The organism is Paraburkholderia sp. GAS348 (genome assembly GCF_050434205.1).
Taxonomy (GTDB): domain Bacteria; phylum Pseudomonadota; class Gammaproteobacteria; order Burkholderiales; family Burkholderiaceae; genus Paraburkholderia.
In genome coordinates this window covers 32,750-51,848 of sequence record NZ_JBNPVT010000034.1, presented here as the reverse complement: position 1 = coordinate 51,848, position 19,099 = coordinate 32,750, and the positions used below count along the sequence as shown (strand labels likewise).

The following is a 19,099-nucleotide window of genomic DNA, read 5'->3' as shown; positions in this document are numbered from 1 at the left end:
TCCCATGACATTCGAGAAAAACTGGTTCGCGGCTCAGCAGGGACGAGCCGCATAATTCCCTCGGTTATGGGATTCGCGGAACGGGGGCAAGGTCAATCACTATCCGCATGAATGGAGAGAACTGGCCAACCCAATATGTCTCGTCATCCTCCAGCAAAAAAACAAAAAAGTACGGGCGACGAACGCGAGCGTCATCGATGTCTTCAAGGGCCAACTTGGCCGTCACTTTTTTCCTCTAAAGCCGATCCATTCACCGCTTCTGGTTTAACTCGCGCCCGTGCCGTCCGGGGGCAACGATTCTGGCAACCGGTCAGAATTTGCCCCTGTCGCTGATATGCACAATCTTTAGCGTCGTCCAGTCCGGCTTTTTCAACGGGCCATCGCCCCAACGCAAGAACTCCAGCTGAAACAGACGATCAGCCGGGTCAGCAAGGAGGAGGACATCGACTACCGCACCGTCCGCGTCTTTCAGTGTCCCTTCATACGGGTACGTATGTTGTCCCCGCTCTTGGGGGCGCTGGTAGCCGTCAATATGGAAGAGAATTAGCGAACCGTCATCCAGCATTGGCTCGGCGTGAGCGTTTGCCAAGTCGTGCATGAGCCTCGCTCCGTCCTCGGGATCGAGTCGTGCTGCGACCTCACGAATAAACGACTTCTCACAATCGGTTAGTTCACGGTCCATGTCACTTGATCACAAAAATTGTTCCAACGTTAATATCGCCGTTCGGCAACATATACGCTCTCCATTGGACAGGTTGCCCGTCAACTTCGGTGCGTCCGATTTGATGCTGCCCGGGGACCATGTCAGAGCGAATCCGGCGTAACTCATCAGCGATGATGCCTTCGGCCTTGTCCAAGTCTAAATTATCGGCCTTCGCGCGATTGATGTAATGATCTCTCTTGAAAGCAATACCTTCTAAGCTGTTAGCACCGGTCGGCTTGCAGAGATTGGCGATTCCATTGACCGCGCCGCGAAGTGTGCCAGCGATACCGATAATACCGAACGGGTCGTCATTGTCTGACGACATCTGCCAACCCCAACTGAGCGCGGGATTGAACATGCACTCGATGCAGATCGGTATGAGCCCTGGCTCGGACGATGCCCGAAGCAGTGCGCGAGCCCATCCAAGCGTACCCGGAGGTGGCCCAACCGGATCGATACCGGCCTCGTAGTTATCGAGCCACTGGTCAATCTCATCGCTGCCGATCGAAACGGGCGCGCCGCCGTTTGTTGCCACCGTGCCGCTGCGTGAGGCCAGTTGACCGTCCGACGCATACCCATAGTCCACGGCAAGAACGCGTGCCACGCGGCCGTTGGACGGCGCGGCTGCCTCGTCGTATCTGAATCGCGTTATCCGGCCTCGCGGATCATAGGCAATATCGGCGTTGAAACCGTTGCTGGACTGCCTCGTCACGCGATGCGCCGCGTCCCGTCCGACGTTACCGCGAAGCCACGGCGACCTGAGGTTCTGTGCAGTCTCCAGATTGCCGGTGGTGTCGTAGAAATAGACCCAGTCCTCGGTAAGCTGGTTGTTGACGTAGACGCGCGCGCCGGTCACGCGATTCAGCGCGTCGTAGCGGACGCCGGTGGTGCGCTGGCGCTCGCCATCCCACGCCGCGTCGAAGGCGCTCGCGCCTGTCGGGTCGCTGGTCTTGCGTTCGCTGTAGCCGGTAATGTTGCCGCGATCGTCGTAGACGAACGTGCGCAGCTTGCCGGGTGACGCGATCATGTAAGGCCGGATACCTGTCGCGTCGGCATAGCGTGTCGACACGATCCGCGTGCCGGTGGCCGGGTTCTGCGTGGTCCAGCGGACAGGCCGGCCTGCATCGTCGTAGCTGTAGTCGGCAGTACCGCCGCTCGCTGTCGTCTCCCTGAGCACGTTGCCCGAGGTGGTCCACGTCGTGGAAGTTGTCGCCGATGCTGAGCTGCTTGCGGTAGGCCGGAGCATGCCGCCTATCGACGAGAAGCCCAGCGTCGTTGTGCCCCGGCTGTCGGTAACAGCAGTCGAGCCACTGCTATAGGCGAACTGCACGTTGCGCGTCGTGTCCGGGTGACTGACCGCAGTGGCCTTGCCATCCGCGTTATAGGTCCACGTAGCGATGCGCGTGCCGGTTCCGTCAATCTCACCCGTGATCGCATTGGCGAACCGGTTGTCGTCGTACACGTAGCGGCGGACGTTGCCATCGGGCCAGGTAACGGAAACGAGGTTATTGTTCGCGTCGTACGCATACTGGGTGATGCCACCCGTCGGATCGGTCAGCCTGTAGATGCGGCCCTTGCTGTCGTAATCGAGGCGGAGCGTCAGATCGAACTTCACCAGTGCATCGTCACCGTGCTGGGTAATCGTGCTAAGGCGTCCCGAACCGTCATAGTTCAGGGTTCGCGTGAAGCCATTATTTGTGCGCTCCGAAAGCAGAACGCCTTTGGGAGAGTACGTTTCGGCGGTGCCGGCAAGCTGGTCGGTCAGAAGCCAGTCCGGGCCGTTCTGTGCCAACGTGAAGCCGGTGAATGCCCCCGTGCGCCAGTAGCCGCCCGACCAGTTGAAGGTGACCGGTTCACCGTTTTCGCGGAAGGCGACGACCTTGGATGAGCCGCCGTTGTTGGCGCTCGCGAGGTTCAGTTGACGCTGCCAGTTGTGGAACCAGACGGGGCCCATCGCATTGCCGGCAGCGCCGAGCGAAGCTGAGCGGTAGGTGCGGGAGAACACCATCGGCATGTCGTCGCCGCTGACGAAATCCGTGCTGCCGAGCGTGACGGCACCGCTGCCCGGATAAACAGGATCGGCAACCGGACAGGACTTTTCAGGCTGCGGATCGGTTTCGCCTGCGCACCACTTCTTGATGAGATCGATGTCGTTCAGGCATGCATAGCCACCCGGCCCACCTGGAGAATTGCTCGCCGCGTCGAGGGCACACCATTTCGTGCCTCGTATTGCGCCGGATTGTGCGTAGCGGCTGGTGCAGTCGGACGTGTAGTCAGCTCGCGCGCCGAACGCCGACAGTAGCAGCATGAATGCGGCCAGTACACGGGCCAGGTTGCCTGCTGGCCCGCAAGACGGTTTGTTTATTCTCATATATCTCCCGTTTGTAACGTGTCGTTAGAAATGCGTAATAAACGACACTGCATCGGGGAGTTGGGAGTCAAAATGGGACACTTCTGAAAAGCGCCGTCGCGCGACACATCTTTACAGACCGGCTGAAACTGGCAGCGTTAAAGCAGGACCGGCGCTAATCTGTGCGTCAACAACGCCCGCCGTGCGGGCATCCAGAGGAGGCGCAAACCATGAAAGGTACGATCTACAACGAAGGGGAACATCCGGTACGCGCCATCGTTGACCGCGACACCATCAACGATTTGCAGATTGAAGCGGGCGCAACGGAAGAACTCGACGCACTGGCCGGCATCATTGAACTGCGCGAACTGCGCGAACTGCGCGAACTGCGCGAACTGCGTGAATAGGAGACGGGCGCGGACGAAGCGCAAGCGTTGCAATCCGCGGATAAAAAATGTCCCGCTCCTGGGCGGACCTTATTAAGCAATAGAAAGCGGTATACACCGCTAAGGCTGGCTCGGTACCTTGAGTTGAATATGATACCGGGGCGGTTATTTATTCAAAATATTTAGGGGATGTTGTACTAGCCCGCCTTCGGCGCTCCAACTTCCCGATGATGATCGGCGGCGAGGAACATATACATCGCAGGCACTACGAACAATGTAAAGAGGGTACCAATCGACAGCCCCGTGAAGATCACGAGCCCCATCGCATTGCGGCCCGCGGCGCCGGCGCCCGAGGCGATCACGAGCGGCACGACGCCAAGCACCATCGCCGCTGTCGTCATCAGAATCGGGCGCAGCCGCACGCCCGCTGCTTCTTCCAGGGCTTCGCGCTTCGATCTGCCGGCGTGTTGCAGTTCGTTGGCGAACTGGACGATCAGGATGCCGTGCTTGCTGACGAGCCCCATCAGCGTAACGAGCCCGACCTGCGTGTAGATGTTCAGCGTCGTCAAGCCGATGTTGATGAAGATGAGCGCACCGAAGAGCGCCATCGGCACTGAAACCAGGATCACGATCGGGTCACGGAAACTTTCGAACTGTGCCGCGAGCGCGAGGAACACAATGATTGTCGCGAACATCAGTGTGACGACGAAACCGCCGGACTCCTGCACGAACTGCCGCGATTGCCCCGAGTAGTCTGCCGAATACCCGGCTGGCGCGGCCTGCGCGGTCGCCTTGCGCAGAAAGTCGAGCACCTCGCCTTGCGATACGCCCGGCACGATCACGCCTGAGATCGTCGCCGAGTTGAGTTGCTGGAAGTGGTTGATCGATTCCGGCACGACGTTGTGTTGGATATGCGCAATCGTCGAAGCCGGAATGACGCTGCCGTCCGGTGTGCGCAGGTAGTAATCGAGCACCTGCGAGGGATTCAGACGGTCGGTCTGCAAGACCTGCGGAATCACCTTGTACGAGCGCCCGGCGATCGAGAAGTAGTTGACATAGCCGCCCCCGAGCGCCGAACCGAGCGCTTGCCCGACGTCGCTTTGCGAGAGCCCGAGCGAGGCGACCTTGTCGCGGTCGACAACGAGCGTGGCTTCCGGCTTGTCGAGCTTGAGATCGCTGTCGACGAAGAAAAACATGCCGCTTGCGCGGGCTTTTTGCAGGACTGCCTGCGATACTTCGTTGAGATTCTCGAAAGGCTCGGTCGTGCTGATGACGAACTGCACCGGCAAGCCCTGCGAGCCCGGCAGGGGCGGAAACTGGAATGCCGCGACGCGCGCCCCGGCAATCTGATTCCATTTTTGCTGCAATTCCTGTTGCAAGGCGGTTGCGCCCTTGCTGCGCTGGTCCCATGTCTTGAACAGCACACCGCCGATGCCCTGGTTGAGGGTAGGCGCACCGGTGAGCTGGAACATCTGCGAGTATTCAGGCAATGCTTTGGAGATGCTGAATACCTGGTCCGCATACATCTGCATCTGCTGGATGGTTGCGTTCGGCGGCCCCTGGATCTGCGAGAGGACGATCCCCTGATCTTCCTGCGGCGCGAGCTCCGATTTCGACGTCATGAACAGGTAGACCGTGCCGCTGAGCAGCAGCGCGCCCATCACGATGAACACGGGCCAGGTGTCGAGCGTCGCGTGCAACAGCCGGCCGTAGCCATGATGAATGCGTTCGAACTGGCGGTTGACGAAGCGCGCAAAGCGCCCAGACTCCTGCTCCGCGCGGAAGAGGCGCGAGCACATCATCGGCGACAACGTGAGCGCGATCACACCGGATACCGTCACCGCGCCGGCGAGCGAGAAGGCGAACTCGGTGAAGAGGGCACCCGTCAGGCCGCCCTGAAAACCGATCGGCACATACACGGCAATCAGCACGACGGTCATCGCGAGGATCGGTCCGCCGAGTTCGCGTGCGGCGATCAACGCGGCATCGAATGGCGCCTTGCCTTCCTCCATCATGTGACGATCGACGTTTTCGACCACGATGATCGCGTCGTCCACGACAAGCCCGATCGCGAGCACGAGCGCGAGCAGGGTCAGCAGGTTGATCGAATAGCCGAGCAACTGCATCACGAAGAATGTGCCGATGAGCGACAACGGCATCGCGATCAGCGGGATGATGACCGCTCGAAAGCTGCCGAGGAACAGGAAAATCACCACGGTAACGATCAGCAGCGCCTCGACCAGCGTCTTGATGACCTCGAAGATCGCCGTGTTGACGAAGTCGGTCGCGTCATAAACGATCTCCCCCGTCATGCCGATCGGGAACTGCTTCTGCAGCCCGGGAAAGACGGCCTTCACGCGCCGGGCCACATCGAGTATGTTGGCGTCCGGCGCGACCTTGATGCCGATGAACACCGAACGCTTGCCGCTGAACGCGACGTTGAAGTCGTAGCTGTCGGCGCCGAGCACGACATTCGCGATGTCTTCGAGGCGCACGATCGCGCCGTTCTTCTGTTTGACGACGAGTTGCTTGAAGTCGTCGACGGTATGCAGATCCGTGCCCGCGTTCAGGTCGACGCTGACCATTTGCCCCTTCGTCGTGCCGAGCGTCGCGAGGTAGTTGTTGTTGCCGAGCGCCGTGAAGACGTCGGCGGCCGTCACGCCGTGTGCGGCGAGCCGCGCCGCATCGAGCCACGCGCGCAACGCGAACTGCCGCCCGCCGAGGATTTCGGCCGTCTGCACGCCCTCGATCGAATCGAGCCTGGGCTTGACGACACGCAGCAGATAATCCGTGACGTTGTTACTCGGCAGCACGTCGCTGTAAAAGCCCATGTACATCGCGTCGGTGGTCTGCCCGACTTGCACGGTCAGCACCGGCTGCTGCGCCTGCGGCGGCAACTGGTTGCGCACCGACTGGATCTGCGTGTTGATCTCGGTCAGCGCGCGGTTCGAGTCATAGTTCAGGCGCAGCGTGGCGATAATGGTCGACACACCGGTGGTGCTTGTCGAGGACAGGTAATCGATGCCTTGCGCCTGAGCGATCGCCGCTTCGAGCGGCTGCGTGATGAAACCGGCGATGGTGTCGGCATTCGCGCCATAGTAAGCCGTGCTGATCGTCACGACGGCGTTTTCGGTCTGCGGATACTGACTGACTTTCAGAGCGGCCAGCGAGCGCAGTCCAAGCACGAGGATCAGCAGGCTGACCACCGATGCCAGTACGGGCCGCCGGATAAAGAGATCGGTGAATGTCATCGCGCGGTCTCTCTATTGTTCCTGAGGCGCCGGGTTCGGATTGTCCGCCGGCTGCACGCTGTTGTTGATGATCAGCGGCGTGCCGTTCTTGAGTTTGAGCTGCCCGCTCGTCACGACCTGCGTGCCGGCGTCGACACCCTTAAGGATCGCAACCTGATCGCCGCGCGTCGGGCCTGGCGTGACGAACACCTGCTGCGCGATGGGCAGCGTCTTGCCGCCCTGTGCGTTGGGTTGTGTGCCTGGCTTGACGATGAACACGGTCGCGCCATAGGGATTGTAGGTGATGGCCGTTTGCGGCAGCGTCAGGTAGCGCTGTCCGGCGCCTGCGTCGATCTTCACGTTTGCGTACATGCCCGGCAGCAGCTTGCGCTCATGATTGTCCACGGTGGCTTCGATCTGCACGTTGCGCGTGGCGCTGTCGACTTTCGGGCTGACCGACTGGATCTTGCCCACGAACGTTTGGCCGCTGTACGCATTGGTGTCGACCACGATGGTCTGGCCGATCGCGAGCTGGCCGAACTGCTGCTGCGGCAGGTAGAAATCGGCGTAGATCGGATCGATCGCTTGCAGCGTGACGATCGCATCGCCCGGATTGATGTACTGCCCTGGATTGATCGTGGTGATGCCGAGGCGCCCCGCAAACGGTGCGCGGATGGTTTTCTTTTCGACCAACGCTGTCTGTCCCGCCACTTGTGCCACCTTGCCCTTCAGGTCGGCGGCGTCCGCGTCGAGTTGCGCTTTGGCGATCGCCTTGATGTCGTACTGTGCCTGATCGCGCCGGTAGACGGTCTGCGCGAGTTCTGCCGCAGCCTGCAACGAATGGAGCAGCGCCACGTCGGTGTCGTCGTTGAGCCGGACAAGGACTTGTCCGGCTTTCGCTTCCTGCCCCGAGCTGAATGCCACCTCGCGCACGAGGCCCGCGACTTCGGTGGTGACATCGACGCCGCGCACGGCGCGCAGGCTCCCGACCGCCGCAAGCTGCGGTTGCCATGACTGATAGCCGGCGACTGCTGCCGAGACGGTGGCGGGCGGTGCCGAGTTGCCCGCCATGAACTTGCCGAACATATACGCGCGGAACTGGTTGAAGCCGACGAGCGCGGCCAGCAGCAGGCCGACACAGATCAGCATGATCACCATCCGCTTTGTCATCGGTTTTCTTTCGGTCATCGTGATGTCCTTGCACGGCATTGGGCGAAGCGCTGGACTTTGCATCCCTTCGTTTCTGATCGCGCGTGTTGCAAAGAGCGGTGCAGCGAGCCTTCTGCCGGGCTATGTCAATGCGTCGTTGCGGCGGTGGCCGGCGCAGCGGCGTTCCACCAGCCGCCACCGAGCGCCTGGAAGAGGGCCGCGGTGTCGGCGTAGCGGGATGCCTGGGCCTGCGCGAGGCTCACCACCGTTTGTTGGTACTGGCGTTGGGCATCGAGAAGCGACAGGTAGCTCACTCCGCCGACGCGATACTGCCCGCGCGTCAGTTCCAGCGAATCGCTAGCGGCACGCCAGGCGTCTGTCTGCGCTTTCAGGCCGGTCGCGTCGTGATCGAGCGCGCGCAGCGAGTCCGCGACGTTCTGGAACGCCAGCAGCACCGTTTCGCGATATTGCGCGTCGGCTTGCTCGTACGCCGCTTCGGCCGCGCGCTTCTGCGCACTCAGTTGCCCGCCATGGAAGACCGGTTGCAGCAGACCGGCGCCCAGGCTCCAGATCGTGCTGCCGGCCTTGAACACCTGGGCCGGCGTCAGGGCCTCGGCGCCGTAGCTGGCGGACAGCGTGATCTGCGGATACATCGCCGCAGTCGCCACGCCGACTTGCGCGCTGGCCTGATGCAGCACGGCGTCGGCGGCGAGGATGTCGGGCCGCTGCTGCACCAGCGCGGACGGGAGACTGACCGGCAGCGTCTCGGGCAACGAGAACATATCGAGCTTGAATTCTGGCAACGCGGCGTCGCTGGGCAGTTTGCCGGCCAGCACGGCGAGCTGGTGACGCGCCTGGTCGAGTTGTTGTTGCAGCGGCGGCAGCGTTGCGCGGGTCTGCGCCAACAGGGTCTGCTGCGCTAGCACCGCCGTGCGGCCCACGCCCCCCAGGTCGAACTGCTTGCCGAGGACGCCCAGTTGCTCGTCTTCTTCCGTGGCGATCCGCTCGGTTGCCTCGATCTGTGCGCGCAGTGACGCTTCCTTGACGGCCGCGGTCACAATGTTGGCCGACATCGCGAGATAGGCGGCCTGCAACTGGAAGCGCTGGTAATCGACTTGCGCGTGCAACGCTTCGAGTTCGCGCCGTGTGCCGCCGAACACGTCGAGTTTGTACGATACGTTCACCGATGCGTTGTAGAGATTGAACTCATCCACGACGCCGGGCTGGCCGAACGCGACGCCGTTCAATTTCTCGCGCGTGGCGCCAAGTTGGGCGTCGACGCTGGGTAGAAGGGTGCCGCCGGCTTGTGCCGAGAAGTATTCACGCGCCTGCCGCAATGCAGCTTGCGCCGCGGCGATGTTCGGGCTGTTGACGAGGGCCTGACGGATCAGCGCGTCGAGCGGCTCGCAGTGAAAGAGTGCCCACCAGGCGGCGGGAATATCCTGTCCCGGCATAAAGCGCTGTGGCAAGCCGGCAGCCCCTGGAGAAGAGGCCGTCTGCTCGGGCAGCGGTGTGGCGGTGTAGGTGTCGGTAGGCGGCGCGGGGGGAGTGCGGTAATCGGGACCGACCATGCAGCCCGCCACTGCGGCGCAGCCGCATAGCGCGGCGCACAGGCGCCGCCGCCGGACAATACGCTGGTTAACGTCGATCATCGATCCACCTTATATCGCCTGCGTTTAACCTAAACGAGCGAGCGGACGCGGATATTCAGGCAACGTGAACTTTCGGTGTTTCCTTTCCCGACGTCGGAATTGACCATGCGGGACCATAGCTACGCGTAGCCTAGCATGGTCGATTGCCGCGCGCGGCGCACGAGATCACGTAGTGTCCGGCGTGGATCGGGGGGCGCCGGATATCGACGACACGTCAGGGAACCATCTGCATGTCGCCTGGCGCTTGCGGAGGCAGCTTGATGGAAAGGACCTTGAATTCGCCGCTGGTCGGCTCGGACCCCGCATGCACGGTTCCCTTCGGGATAATGATCAGGTCGCCGGCGTGAATCTGACGCTGTTCGTTACCTAGCCAGAACGTGCCGCTTCCCGAAATCACGTACTGGATTTCGTCAGAACCTCGATGCGTATGCTTGGGTACGTTACCGGTCTGCACCGCAACGGTTCCGCTCGGCGTGACGACCAGGCCCTTCGAACGCAAGGTACCCATGTTCGGAATCTGTGGGCCAACATCGGCATCGGTTAAGGCGGCCAGGTCGATGATCTGCGCCGTGAGCGGTACGTCTGACGCCTGGGCTCGCGCCAGTGTGCCCAGATGGGATGCAAACATGCCGGCAACGAAGGTCGCAGGCAATGCCGCGAGATAGATGTATCGACGCATGTTCTTGCCCTTTCAGATTGAGCGGACCATCGGCGTACCGTGTTGAGGACTAGCTGGTCCTGATCCGATTGTCGCACCATCGAGAAGGCAGCTCAAAACCAGGGCAATACCTGGGCGTCAGCGCCTCAATGTTCCCGAAGACCAGTTCCATCCTGACAGCTTCGCGTCAGTGAGGATGATTGAGCGTGGTGCTCGACTGCGCAAGCCGTTATTGGACGAGGTTGCCCAGGCGAATACTTTCCGAAAGCTTTCACTCGAAACAGCTTGGTATACCCCCCCACCCTATTTGTCATATACTCCCCCTCGGTATATCGGAGATCATTCATGAGCCACACCATTCGCGAGAAACAGAAGCTGCTCAACCGGGTCCGGCGTATTAAGGGGCAGGTTGAAGCCATTGAGCGGGCGCTCGAGGAAGAGCAGGGGTGCATTGACGTCCTGCAGCAGATAACCAGCTGCCGCGGCGCGATGAACGGCCTGCTGGCTGTGGTGCTTGAGGATCATATCCGCACCCATCTCGTCGATGCGGAAACCCATGAAGAATCGACCGGCAGCGCAACTGACCAGCTGATCGAGGTCGTTCACAGTTATTTCAAGTAGAGCAGAACATGAGTGATTTTAAAAACGCCGCATTCGGCGCGGGACATGACCACATCTTTCTGGGTGCCGGTCATGAAACGAACGAGCGCAAGACGTGGGCCGTGATTGCGCTGTGCAGCGCGATGATGCTGGTTGAAATCGTTGGCGGCAGTATGTTCGGCTCGCTTGCGCTTGTCGCCGACGGCCTGCATATGTCGACGCATGCCGGAGCGATGCTGATCGCAGCCCTGGCGTACACCTACGCGCGCAGGCACGCCACCGACTCCCGCTTCGTGTTCGGTACCGGCAAACTGGGTGACCTTGCGGGGTTCACGAGTGCCATTGTGCTCGCGATGATTGCAGTACTGATTGGCTACGAGGCGGTGTCGCGTTTTCTGTCACCGATACCCATTCACTTCGGTGAAGCGATTCCTATCGCGGTGATCGGCTTGCTGGTCAACCTCGCAAGCGTGTGGCTGCTGAGCGGCGGCGATCACGGCCATAGCCATGGTCACAGCCACGGACATGGTCATGGACATGGTCATGGTCATGGTCATGGTCATGGTCACGACGACCATGACCATGAGGACGAAGTGCAGAAGATTTTCGCGCCGTCCGGTGTGTTTGCCGTTTCCATCTTCGAGGATGGGGTGCCACCCGTTTTCCGCATTGCACCGGCGACGGACGGTTCGCGACTGGACACCTCGACGGTGTCCATTACGACGGTACGACCCGATGGGACGCAACAGGTATTCGCACTGGCGGACCGTGGCGGCTATCTGGAATCGAAGCAAGACATTCCTGAGCCGCACGCCTTCAAGGCCATCGTGCGGATGCCGGACGGCGAGCACGAAGTCGAGTTCGAAGAGCATGAGCACGGCCACGACGCGCATGAAGCAGCAACCCGCGACCACAACATCCGGTCGGCCTACATCCACGTGATGGCGGATGCGGCGGTCTCCGTGCTGGCTATCATCGGTCTCTTACTGGCACGCGCATTTGGCTGGCTCTGGATGGACCCGCTCGCGGGTGTCATCGGCGCGCTGGTGATTGCAAACTGGTCGTACGGCTTGATGCGAGATACGGGTGCCATCCTGCTCGACATGAATCCCGACCGGCGCATGGCGGAGAACGTGCGAAACGCTATCGAGGACCGTGGCGACAAGGTCGTCGATCTGCATGTATGGCGGGTGGGTCCGGGTCACATGAGTGCCGTGGTGTCCGTGGCAACGAGCGAAGCCCAGCGAGACTCGCGCTTCTATCACGCAGTGCTCGAGCGCTTCAGGGGGCTGTCACATGTCACCGTTGAAGTGCAAGCTTCACACGCGTCGGCCTGAACCATGGCAGCCAAGTCGCCGATCCGCCACGCGTTTGCGGCGCGGCGACTTGCTTCGGTAGTGCGCGGCGCGGTAAAATCGCGCCTGCTCATTGGGGAGTAGCCGCCTCGAACGCCATGTTCGAGGGCGCATGTCAACATACTTGGCGAGTCGAGAGACCCGCTATGGCGTGCGCAGCTAAGTGCCTGGCAAGACCGATGACACGCATTCCGACCTAACCGGGTCGCCGGAATGCGCGTCATCGCGTGCTTTCAGCGCGGCCCGGGTACAACAACCCATGCAATCCTTCCTTATTTCGACCAGCGTGGTCGGCCTTGCCGAAATTGGCGACAAGACTCAACTCCTGTCCCTGGTATTGGCCGCGCGATATCGCAAGCCTATTCCCATCATCCTGGGTGTCTTTGCCGCTACCATCATCAATCATGGTGCATCCGGCGCACTCGGCGCGTGGCTCGCGAGCGTTCTGAGTCCGGGTATTCTGAATTGGGCGGTTGTCGCATCATTCGCGGTGATGGCGGTGTGGATTCTCATTCCGGACAAGCTGGACGACGCCGACGCGGTATTGACGAAAAACTCGATGGGGGTGTTCGGCACAACCGCGCTCACATTCTTTCTCGCTGAAATGGGCGACAAAACCCAGATCGTCACGATTGCGCTCGCTGCGCGCTTTCACGAGTTCTTCGGCGTCGTCGCGGGCACGACGCTCGGCATGATGCTGGCCAATGTGCCCGTCATCTACCTCGGACACAAATTCGCCGACCGCTTGCCAACAAAGGCGGTCCACATTCTGGCCGCCATCATTTTCGTTGTCCTCGGTGGTTTCGCCCTCAGGACCGCGTTGTACCCGCAAGCGCACCCGCTGTTCTAGTTCGAGAGCTTGCTTCGCAGCGGCCTATCCCTATCCCGACCCCTGTAGTCCTGGCGATCGGCGTGGGGCTCGCGCTGCTGTTTCTTCAGATGCTGCGGCGGATTCGCAGGAACGTGGATGCGGCGGCCCAGGACGCGCTGCGCACGAGCGAGCAGAGGCTGCAGGCGCTTGTCGCCAATACGTCGGATGCGATACTGGTTTCCGACGTCAACGGGACGGTGACCTACGAGGCGCCGACGCGACGCCCCGATCCCTTGAACAACATGGGCCAGATCGTCGGCACCAGTCTGCTCGATCCGATCCATCCCACTGACCGTCCCACGCTGCAGGGCCTGTTGGAGACCGTGTCGTCGACGGCTCGATCCACGAAATCGATCGAGATCCGTATTCGAGGCGAGGGCGATGCGTGGCGCTATATTCAGCTTACCTTGACGAATCTGCTCGACGAACCGGCTGTCGGCGCGATCGTGGCGACAGCGAGCGATACCACCGAAAGAAAGAACTTCGAAGAGCAGCTCGCGCGACGGGCGTTCTACGACACGCTCACCTCGTTACCGAACCGCGCATTGCTGCTTGACCGTATTAGCCAGGCCGAAGTCGAGCATCGTGAACTACGCGTGTATTTTCAGCCGATCATGCAGCTTCAGGTGGCAGGGTTCCGTGAAATGGAAGCGCTCGTGAGGTGGCAGCACCCCACACGAGGTTTGTTGCCGCCGTCCGAGTTCATTGCGATTGCAGAAGAAAGCGGCCTCATCATTCCGCTCGGACGATACGTACTGGAAGAGGCTTGCCAGCAAGTCGCCCACTGGCAGCGGGCGTTCCCGGCAGAGCCGCCACTGCAGATCAGCGTCAATCTCTCGCCGCGGCAGTTCGATGACCCCAACCTCGTTGCCGACGTGGCGGCAGCGCTGTCCGGTGCTCACATCGGCGCTGCCTCGCTGAAGCTGGAGGTCACGGAGGGCCTGATCATGCGGGATACGGTAAAGAGCATCGAGACGCTCCGGAAACTGAAAGATTTTGGTGTAACGATCGTTACGAACCGCCATGAGTGCGGTGTGAGAGGGCCCAAGGTGTCAGAGCCGTCGAACGGTGACCCAAGGCATCATGTGTCTTGTCGTCTCACATCATGCCGCCCGGGCTTCCAGTGCCGCCCACGCCGGTTCCACCGGTCCCGCCGGTCCCGCTTGTCCCGCTTGTCCCGCTTGTCCCGCTTGTCCCGCTTGTGCCGGTACCTGGCGATGCCGGAATCGGATTTGCGGCCCCCATCGTGGCCATCAGTGTGACGGCGACCGCGTCTGGTTCGCCGTTGGTGTCGATTGCGCCGCGGGCGAGGAGCGCTTCGAGATCGCTGTCCACGCCTGGCTGGCCGACAGTGAATGCGGTGGTCAGAAAATTGGGTGTGGAAAGCGTAAGACCGTACTTCTGCTGCAGACCCTGGACGACAGCGGCCTGCGCAGTCAGAACGTCGGTCTGATTCTGCAGCGTCTGCTGAAACCGCGTGTTCGTCGCGAAGCCGACGATGAGTCCGCTTTCATTCGTACCGAGTTGCGCCGCCAGATACGACAACAACAGATCCGTCTCCGGCGTGACGTTGTACGTGCCGCCGGCGAACGCTGCGGAATGCAGTATCGTCCCGCCTGAAGTCACAGCGATCATACATGGCGTCACTGCGCCGAATGTCCCGTGGTAGTTTCCGTTCGCATCGGCTGAGACCGATATTGAGCCCCGCACGCAGTCGATGCTAATCGTCGCATTTGCGAGTGCCTTGCCGGTTGCCGCCGTGCCGGCGATCGAAATCATCGACGTGCTGTTTGCGCTGCCGCCGCCCCCGCCTCCGCCGCCGCAGCCAGCGAACAACGCAACGGATGCAATTAGCAGCTCTGCGCTGACAGAGCGGATGACGTGCTGTTGTCGAGTGTTCATCGAAGTCTGCCGGTGGTTCGTACGTCGTCTAAACGATTTCGCGAGGGCGTCTATTCCATCTTTCGCGCAGTCCCTGATGCGGCGAAAGCATTGCGTCGTGTCTGGCCCGAGCGAGGTGGCGGCGTGGCGCCAGAAGTACTCCCGGCTCCGCCACGGCAAACCTTCACTTCACCTGATTGGAATAGAGCGGCCCCGCCGTACGTTTATTAAGGGTCTCGACGCTGGAGAGCGTGAGGGTGGCCCGTGCGCGACGTTCCATCAGCACGAGGCATCAGGTTGGGAGGAAGTCTGAAACGAGCCATGAACAACGATAGTGACCGGATGAGAGGAAGTTGGGGCAAGCGGGATTTGCGGCCGCTGTCGGCGTTTGCCGACGATGAACTGTCCGCCATTCAGCACCCTTGGCCCAGTGGCGAAGCCGCGTGGGACGAACGCGGCGACCAGGTGGAGCTGATCCGTTTCGAGGACGTTGTGCCTCATCATTGGAGCGATTCCACTTTCGATCGACGTAACCCAGAATACGGTTTGCACGGACGCCGTGCTTAGCGAAACGTCCACGCCGGTTCGCAAGGCACTTGAAAAGGTACCTGGCGTGAGCTTGGTCAAAGCCGGCTTCGCAAGCAAACGCGCGTACGTGCTGTTCGATTCGAAGAAGGCTTCGGTCGGCGCATTGACGAACGCCACGACCGATGCCGGCTATCCTTCCCACGTAAGGCAGGGGCAGCGATGATTTCAGTTGTGCTGGATTCCATCATCACGTGTCCGGTGTGCGGGCACAGGAAAGCCGAGACGATGCCCACCAACGCTTGTGTGTGGTTTTACGAATGCGAGCATTGCAAGGCAGTGCTCAGGCCGAAACCCGGAGATTGTTGCGTGTACTGCTCATACGGCACCAACAGGTGTCCGCCGATGCAGCAGTCAGGCTCCTGCTGCGTTGACTGACCCGGACGTGGCCTACGCTGTCGGCGGCAAGCCGTGTTGCGGCGTATTTGGCGTCCGCCCCGGCCATTGCCATTTGTTCGGCAAAAAAGGGCGGGCGTTCGGGCGGAGGATTGTGGAGGTGCTGTCCGTTGCGTGATTCCGCTTACTTGTGCGGGCCACCCCCGTGCGATCCGCTCGCTCCCGACGGCTGAAAGTCACTGCCGAAACCACTTGAGTCGTGCCCGCCGCCGTGGCCTTCGCCATGCCCCCCGCCGTGGCCTTCGGTGCGCGCTTCGCCGTGCCCGCCGCTTGCCATGGCGCCGCCGTGATGAAAGTCGCGATCATGGTCATGACCGCGATGAAAATCGAAGTCATGGTCATGGTCACGGTCATGGTGGTGAAAGTGGTCGATATCGACAAAGCCGAGGAAGCCTCCTTCGTACAGGGGGTACCCGTAGCCGGGCCCGCAATAATATTCGGCGCCCGCAGGATTGCTCATGATGTACTCCTGATCACAGGAATTCATCGATGTGTCGTAAGGTGCCGCGGCACAGCCGCCCAGCACCGCGGCTGCAAACACCCCCGTCAAAGAGGAAAAAATCATGTCCTGCACGGTAATACCTCATCTAATGCGGCGGAACGACTCCGCTAAAGATTTAGACCGCGGCGCGGCATGCATGTCCGGGGGCCGGGCTGCGCCACCAGATACCACAGCCACAGGCCGCGAACAACGCAACAGATGCATTTAGCAGCAGTCCGCTCGTGGATCGAATGACGTGCGTTTGTCTAATGCTCGTCGAAGTCTGCTACGGGTTCGGATATTTCATATAAACGGTTTGCCGCCGCGGTCTATTCCATTTTCCGCGCAAAGATTGTTGCTGGGCAGGTGCTAACGCTGCTCCGTCGCTTAACCCGTTCGCGTCAACCTTCTTCGACCGGCCACATGCCAACGGGGACCAGTGAAAGGTGGTGCGTCAAAGAACGCATGACCCAAGCCTGTCAGGGCGTGACAAGCAAAGAGGTATGCAGGCCCATCGAGTAGTGGCCTGGCTGATTGCAGATCAGTACGTAGCGGCCTGGTGCCAACTTGAGTGTCAGACGCTTGTTCTTGCCGGGGGCGATGTCCTCGACCTCTCCCATTTTTTTGAACTGGCTCTCCGACACCTGTCCATTTTTAACTGGCAGCTTATCGGCGGCCACGTCCGTTTTAAGAACGACAAACTCATGTTTGAGACGAGTGTCCGGTGCGTTGCTTACCTCGAACATGACTGTGCCTGCCTTGACGTGACTGGCATCAAGCTGGATCGCATTCATGAGCAGCGTGGCTCTTATCGTCTCCCCTGCGTAACCAGGACTGCAAACGAGGCCGAGCGCGGTCACACCAAGGAAGACTGCATTGCGTTGGCTTGAGAACATGATGTTTTCCTCTACGAATACCGCGAGTACGAAAGAGTGGCCGATCGCCCCTACGCGTGATACCAGACGGAGGTCCGGACGAAGCGTTAGATAAACGTTCAGTGCTGCAGGCTTATTCCAGTGTGCCAGCGCCGCTTTCATCTCTGGATCAAGCAGTGCGTGAGCGGGAGTCGCGGAGTACACGCCGCCGAATCAGCCCGTCGAGCGAGAGTTAGCTCGGGCCACTAGCGAGCAGCACGAGCAACGTTGCCGCCCATGTTCCAACGGCAGACCGCCTCGTGTTAAATCGTCATCCGCGCCCGACGCAAAGTACGCAGACGACCCCAGCGCCGCCGCGATAGCGCACGCGGCCAAGACAAACCAGCGAGCGTTGGGCCGTCTGGAGGTTGCGTTCGTGGCGCCCCGGTTCTGTATGTGACGTTGAGTCAGTCGGTCAGCTGGACACGTCGGAAGGCGCCCAGCAGCGTGAGGTCATACGCAATCTTCAGCAGGCCGCAGGCGACAAGCGGTGCGCCGACCCAACCCATTGCCAGCAGCGCGCCGGCCAGCGTGGGGCCCAGCGCCGAAGCCAGGCTTCTAGGTACCGCCGTGAAGCTTGCAGCAGCCGGGCGCTCGGGCGGCGTCACTACCGCCATCACGTAGGCGGTCCGGGTTGGCACGTCCATTTGCGACAGCGTGCTGCGCACGAGCAATAGCGTCAGCGTCAACAGCAAAGACGGCGCGAAGGCTGCAGCGATCAGGCAAAGACTGGACGGGATATGGGTGAATACCATCGTGTTCAACAAACCGATCTTGCGAGCCAGTGGCACCGCAGCGAGCTGCGAGCCCGCGGTCAACAGACCCGCCCAGAAAAAAAACTGCCCGGCCGAGCCGAGGGAAAGCCCAAAGCGCTGCATCAGCCAAAGCGACAGCAATGAGTTCACGACGAGGCCGCCAGCAAATGCGTCCACACTGAAAAGCAGCGCAAGGCGCGTGACAATCCCGCGCGACGGACCCAGCGGTGCGTTGCGCGACCGGTCGTGCGCTTGCGGTTCGGGCAACCTCCGATAGAGGAACCACAGTGCGACACCGACCAGCGCATAAACGCCGAACATCGCACGCAGCGCTGCGAGCAGTGACAGGCCCGCATGCACGGCGAGCCAGCCCGGGAGCGCGGCCGCCAAAGCGCCTACTGCGGCGGACACCGCCCCCACCAGGCTGTAACGAGCGAATATCGCTGTGCGGGCATCGCCGGCGGCTGAACCAGCGAGGCGCGCCAGTTCCAGTGGCAGGAACAGGCTGACGTCCCCCGAGCTGGGGTTGAGCGTCCCGACAAACGCGACGACAAGCAGAGGCCAGAGTGAAGAAAGTCCTGCGAAGCCCATGCCGGTAGCGGCCATCAGGCCTGCCGCCAGGGTGAGCATGCGACGCAGCGGATGGCGACCGGCGAACATTCCGACCAGGATCGTCGCTACCGCTGAGCCGACCAGCGTCGCGCTGCTGACCAGCCCCACGTCCAGTTGGCCGAAACCGAGCGCAAGCAGGTACGCGGGCAGCAGCACGGCGACAAATCCGTCGCAGAAGCCACGCAACCCGCGTCCGATGAGCAGCGGCAACGCGCTTGCGTCCGCACCGGCGGGCAGCATCAGGCGCGATATCGCACCGCGGCGTGCGATCGCGGCCGCTGTCCTAGGTGCGCGCATCGCCCTGACACCACGCATACAGCGCGTCATAGATGACCATACCGTGCAGTCAATGTTCGTGATCGTCGTCGAAGTGGCGTGACAGCTCCACGGAAATTGTGTAAAGGCCGCTCGCCTCGGGCGGGCAGGCCTCCGGCGAGTCCAGCCAGAGGAAGCGCGCCTTCGGATCAATGAACCGACGAATCAGCCATGCGCTTGCGACGCGGTCGACCCATAGCCCTCGC

General features: G+C 61.3%; 17 protein-coding genes, 2 pseudogenes and 1 riboswitch. Of the genes and pseudogenes, 8 read left to right on the top strand and 11 right to left on the bottom strand.

The genetic code is table 11. The annotated features are described in order from the left end of the window. Positions 1–310: 310 nt before the first annotated feature. Entirely contained in the window at positions 311–682 is a 372-nt protein-coding gene (locus tag P3T22_RS31175; RefSeq protein WP_429327040.1) for a DUF6984 family protein, read from the bottom strand. Between the two features lies 1 nt (position 683). Beyond that, positions 684–3,074, bottom strand: coding sequence for a DUF6531 domain-containing protein (locus P3T22_RS31170; RefSeq protein WP_429327039.1), 2,391 nt, complete (start codon positions 3,072–3,074; stop codon positions 684–686). A 209-nt stretch (positions 3,075–3,283) separates the two neighbouring features. Here P3T22_RS31170 and P3T22_RS31165 point away from each other — a divergent pair, with 209 nt between their 5' ends. Continuing rightward, positions 3,284–3,460, top strand: coding sequence for a hypothetical protein (locus P3T22_RS31165; protein ID WP_429327038.1), 177 nt, complete (start codon positions 3,284–3,286; stop codon positions 3,458–3,460). Between the two features lie 176 nt (positions 3,461–3,636). Here P3T22_RS31165 and P3T22_RS31160 read toward each other — a convergent pair whose 3' ends face one another. From P3T22_RS31160 to P3T22_RS31145, 4 genes are all read right to left on the bottom strand, one after another. Further along, entirely contained in the window at positions 3,637–6,690 is a 3,054-nt protein-coding gene (locus P3T22_RS31160) for an efflux RND transporter permease subunit (protein ID WP_429327037.1), read from the bottom strand. Between the two features lie 12 nt (positions 6,691–6,702). After that, a complete protein-coding gene (locus P3T22_RS31155; RefSeq protein WP_429327036.1) occupies positions 6,703–7,857 on the bottom strand; it encodes an efflux RND transporter periplasmic adaptor subunit in 1,155 nt (384 codons plus the stop codon). A gap of 107 nt (positions 7,858–7,964) precedes the next feature. After that, entirely contained in the window at positions 7,965–9,470 is a 1,506-nt protein-coding gene (locus tag P3T22_RS31150; protein ID WP_429327035.1) for an efflux transporter outer membrane subunit, read from the bottom strand. A gap of 214 nt (positions 9,471–9,684) precedes the next feature. Further along, entirely contained in the window at positions 9,685–10,149 is a 465-nt protein-coding gene (locus tag P3T22_RS31145; protein ID WP_063500101.1) for a cupin domain-containing protein, read from the bottom strand. Between the two features lie 324 nt (positions 10,150–10,473). On the opposite strand from P3T22_RS31145, the gene P3T22_RS31140 reads away from it, so the two are divergent. From P3T22_RS31140 to P3T22_RS31125, 4 genes and pseudogenes are all read left to right on the top strand, one after another. Further along, positions 10,474–10,749: a metal/formaldehyde-sensitive transcriptional repressor gene (locus P3T22_RS31140; protein ID WP_063500100.1), complete on the top strand. Its 276-nt coding sequence runs from the start codon at positions 10,474–10,476 to the stop codon at positions 10,747–10,749. A gap of 8 nt (positions 10,750–10,757) precedes the next feature. Next, positions 10,758–12,065 carry a CDF family Co(II)/Ni(II) efflux transporter DmeF gene (gene dmeF / locus P3T22_RS31135; RefSeq protein ID WP_429327034.1) on the top strand — a complete coding sequence of 436 codons (1,308 nt, stop codon included), beginning with the start codon at positions 10,758–10,760 and terminating at the stop codon, positions 12,063–12,065. Between the two features lie 81 nt (positions 12,066–12,146). After that, positions 12,147–12,328, top strand: a riboswitch (yybP-ykoY riboswitch). 14 nt (positions 12,329–12,342) lie between these two features. Further along, complete coding sequence (locus P3T22_RS31130) at positions 12,343–12,933, top strand: TMEM165/GDT1 family protein (RefSeq protein ID WP_063500098.1); 591 nt, start codon at positions 12,343–12,345, stop codon at positions 12,931–12,933. An 89-nt stretch (positions 12,934–13,022) separates the two neighbouring features. Then, positions 13,023–13,955, top strand: a pseudogene (locus P3T22_RS31125) (EAL domain-containing protein); the annotation flags it as partial. A gap of 97 nt (positions 13,956–14,052) precedes the next feature. On the opposite strand, the gene P3T22_RS31120 reads toward P3T22_RS31125, so the two are convergent. Beyond that, entirely contained in the window at positions 14,053–14,856 is an 804-nt protein-coding gene (locus P3T22_RS31120) for a hypothetical protein (protein WP_429327033.1), read from the bottom strand. Positions 14,857–15,156: 300 nt separating this feature from the next. Here P3T22_RS31120 and P3T22_RS31115 point away from each other — a divergent pair, with 300 nt between their 5' ends. Genes P3T22_RS31115 through P3T22_RS31105 form a run of 3 tightly spaced genes read left to right on the top strand, consistent with a single transcriptional unit; the run spans position 15,157 to position 15,798 of the window. Beyond that, positions 15,157–15,402 carry a hypothetical protein gene (locus P3T22_RS31115; protein ID WP_429327032.1) on the top strand — a complete coding sequence of 82 codons (246 nt, stop codon included), beginning with the start codon at positions 15,157–15,159 and terminating at the stop codon, positions 15,400–15,402. A 46-nt stretch (positions 15,403–15,448) separates the two neighbouring features. Continuing rightward, positions 15,449–15,586, top strand: coding sequence for a mercury transporter (locus tag P3T22_RS31110; RefSeq protein ID WP_148662374.1), 138 nt, complete (start codon positions 15,449–15,451; stop codon positions 15,584–15,586). Next, positions 15,583–15,798 (top strand): GDCCVxC domain-containing (seleno)protein, encoded by a 216-nt coding sequence (locus P3T22_RS31105; RefSeq protein ID WP_082855424.1) that lies wholly within the window; start codon positions 15,583–15,585, stop codon positions 15,796–15,798. Before P3T22_RS31110 ends, P3T22_RS31105 begins: the two co-directional genes overlap by 4 nt. A 142-nt stretch (positions 15,799–15,940) precedes the next feature. On the opposite strand, the gene P3T22_RS31100 is transcribed toward P3T22_RS31105, so the two are convergent. From P3T22_RS31100 to P3T22_RS31085, 4 genes and pseudogenes are all read right to left on the bottom strand, one after another. Further along, complete coding sequence (locus P3T22_RS31100) at positions 15,941–16,390, bottom strand: hypothetical protein (protein ID WP_429327031.1); 450 nt, start codon at positions 16,388–16,390, stop codon at positions 15,941–15,943. A 386-nt stretch (positions 16,391–16,776) separates the two neighbouring features. Beyond that, positions 16,777–17,334 carry a hypothetical protein gene (locus tag P3T22_RS31095; protein ID WP_335341224.1) on the bottom strand — a complete coding sequence of 186 codons (558 nt, stop codon included), beginning with the start codon at positions 17,332–17,334 and terminating at the stop codon, positions 16,777–16,779. 284 nt (positions 17,335–17,618) lie between these two features. After that, positions 17,619–18,875: an MFS transporter gene (locus P3T22_RS31090; protein ID WP_429327030.1), complete on the bottom strand. Its 1,257-nt coding sequence runs from the start codon at positions 18,873–18,875 to the stop codon at positions 17,619–17,621. A gap of 106 nt (positions 18,876–18,981) precedes the next feature. Next, positions 18,982–19,098: pseudogene (locus P3T22_RS31085) on the bottom strand (chromate resistance protein ChrB domain-containing protein); the annotation flags it as partial. Position 19,099 lies beyond the last annotated feature (1 nt).

Excerpts from the sequence above, each read along its gene's own strand:
- P3T22_RS31105 (WP_082855424.1), top strand. The coding sequence starts at position 15,583 with ATGATTTCAGTTGTGCTGGATTCCATCATCACGTGTCCGGTGTGCGGG.
- P3T22_RS31170 (WP_429327039.1), bottom strand. The coding sequence starts at position 3,074 with ATGAGAATAAACAAACCGTCTTGCGGGCCAGCAGGCAACCTGGCCCGT.
- P3T22_RS31145 (WP_063500101.1), bottom strand. The coding sequence starts at position 10,149 with ATGCGTCGATACATCTATCTCGCGGCATTGCCTGCGACCTTCGTTGCC.
- P3T22_RS31115 (WP_429327032.1), top strand. The coding sequence starts at position 15,157 with ATGAACAACGATAGTGACCGGATGAGAGGAAGTTGGGGCAAGCGGGAT.
- P3T22_RS31095 (WP_335341224.1), bottom strand. The coding sequence starts at position 17,334 with ATGAAAGCGGCGCTGGCACACTGGAATAAGCCTGCAGCACTGAACGTT.
- dmeF (WP_429327034.1), top strand. The coding sequence starts at position 10,758 with ATGAGTGATTTTAAAAACGCCGCATTCGGCGCGGGACATGACCACATC.
- P3T22_RS31090 (WP_429327030.1), bottom strand. The coding sequence starts at position 18,875 with ATGCGCGCACCTAGGACAGCGGCCGCGATCGCACGCCGCGGTGCGATA.
- P3T22_RS31150 (WP_429327035.1), bottom strand. The coding sequence starts at position 9,470 with ATGATCGACGTTAACCAGCGTATTGTCCGGCGGCGGCGCCTGTGCGCC.
- P3T22_RS31175 (WP_429327040.1), bottom strand. The coding sequence starts at position 682 with ATGGACCGTGAACTAACCGATTGTGAGAAGTCGTTTATTCGTGAGGTC.
- P3T22_RS31165 (WP_429327038.1), top strand. The coding sequence starts at position 3,284 with ATGAAAGGTACGATCTACAACGAAGGGGAACATCCGGTACGCGCCATC.
- P3T22_RS31130 (WP_063500098.1), top strand. The coding sequence starts at position 12,343 with ATGCAATCCTTCCTTATTTCGACCAGCGTGGTCGGCCTTGCCGAAATT.
- P3T22_RS31155 (WP_429327036.1), bottom strand. The coding sequence starts at position 7,857 with ATGACCGAAAGAAAACCGATGACAAAGCGGATGGTGATCATGCTGATC.
- P3T22_RS31160 (WP_429327037.1), bottom strand. The coding sequence starts at position 6,690 with ATGACATTCACCGATCTCTTTATCCGGCGGCCCGTACTGGCATCGGTG.
- P3T22_RS31120 (WP_429327033.1), bottom strand. The coding sequence starts at position 14,856 with ATGAACACTCGACAACAGCACGTCATCCGCTCTGTCAGCGCAGAGCTG.
- P3T22_RS31140 (WP_063500100.1), top strand. The coding sequence starts at position 10,474 with ATGAGCCACACCATTCGCGAGAAACAGAAGCTGCTCAACCGGGTCCGG.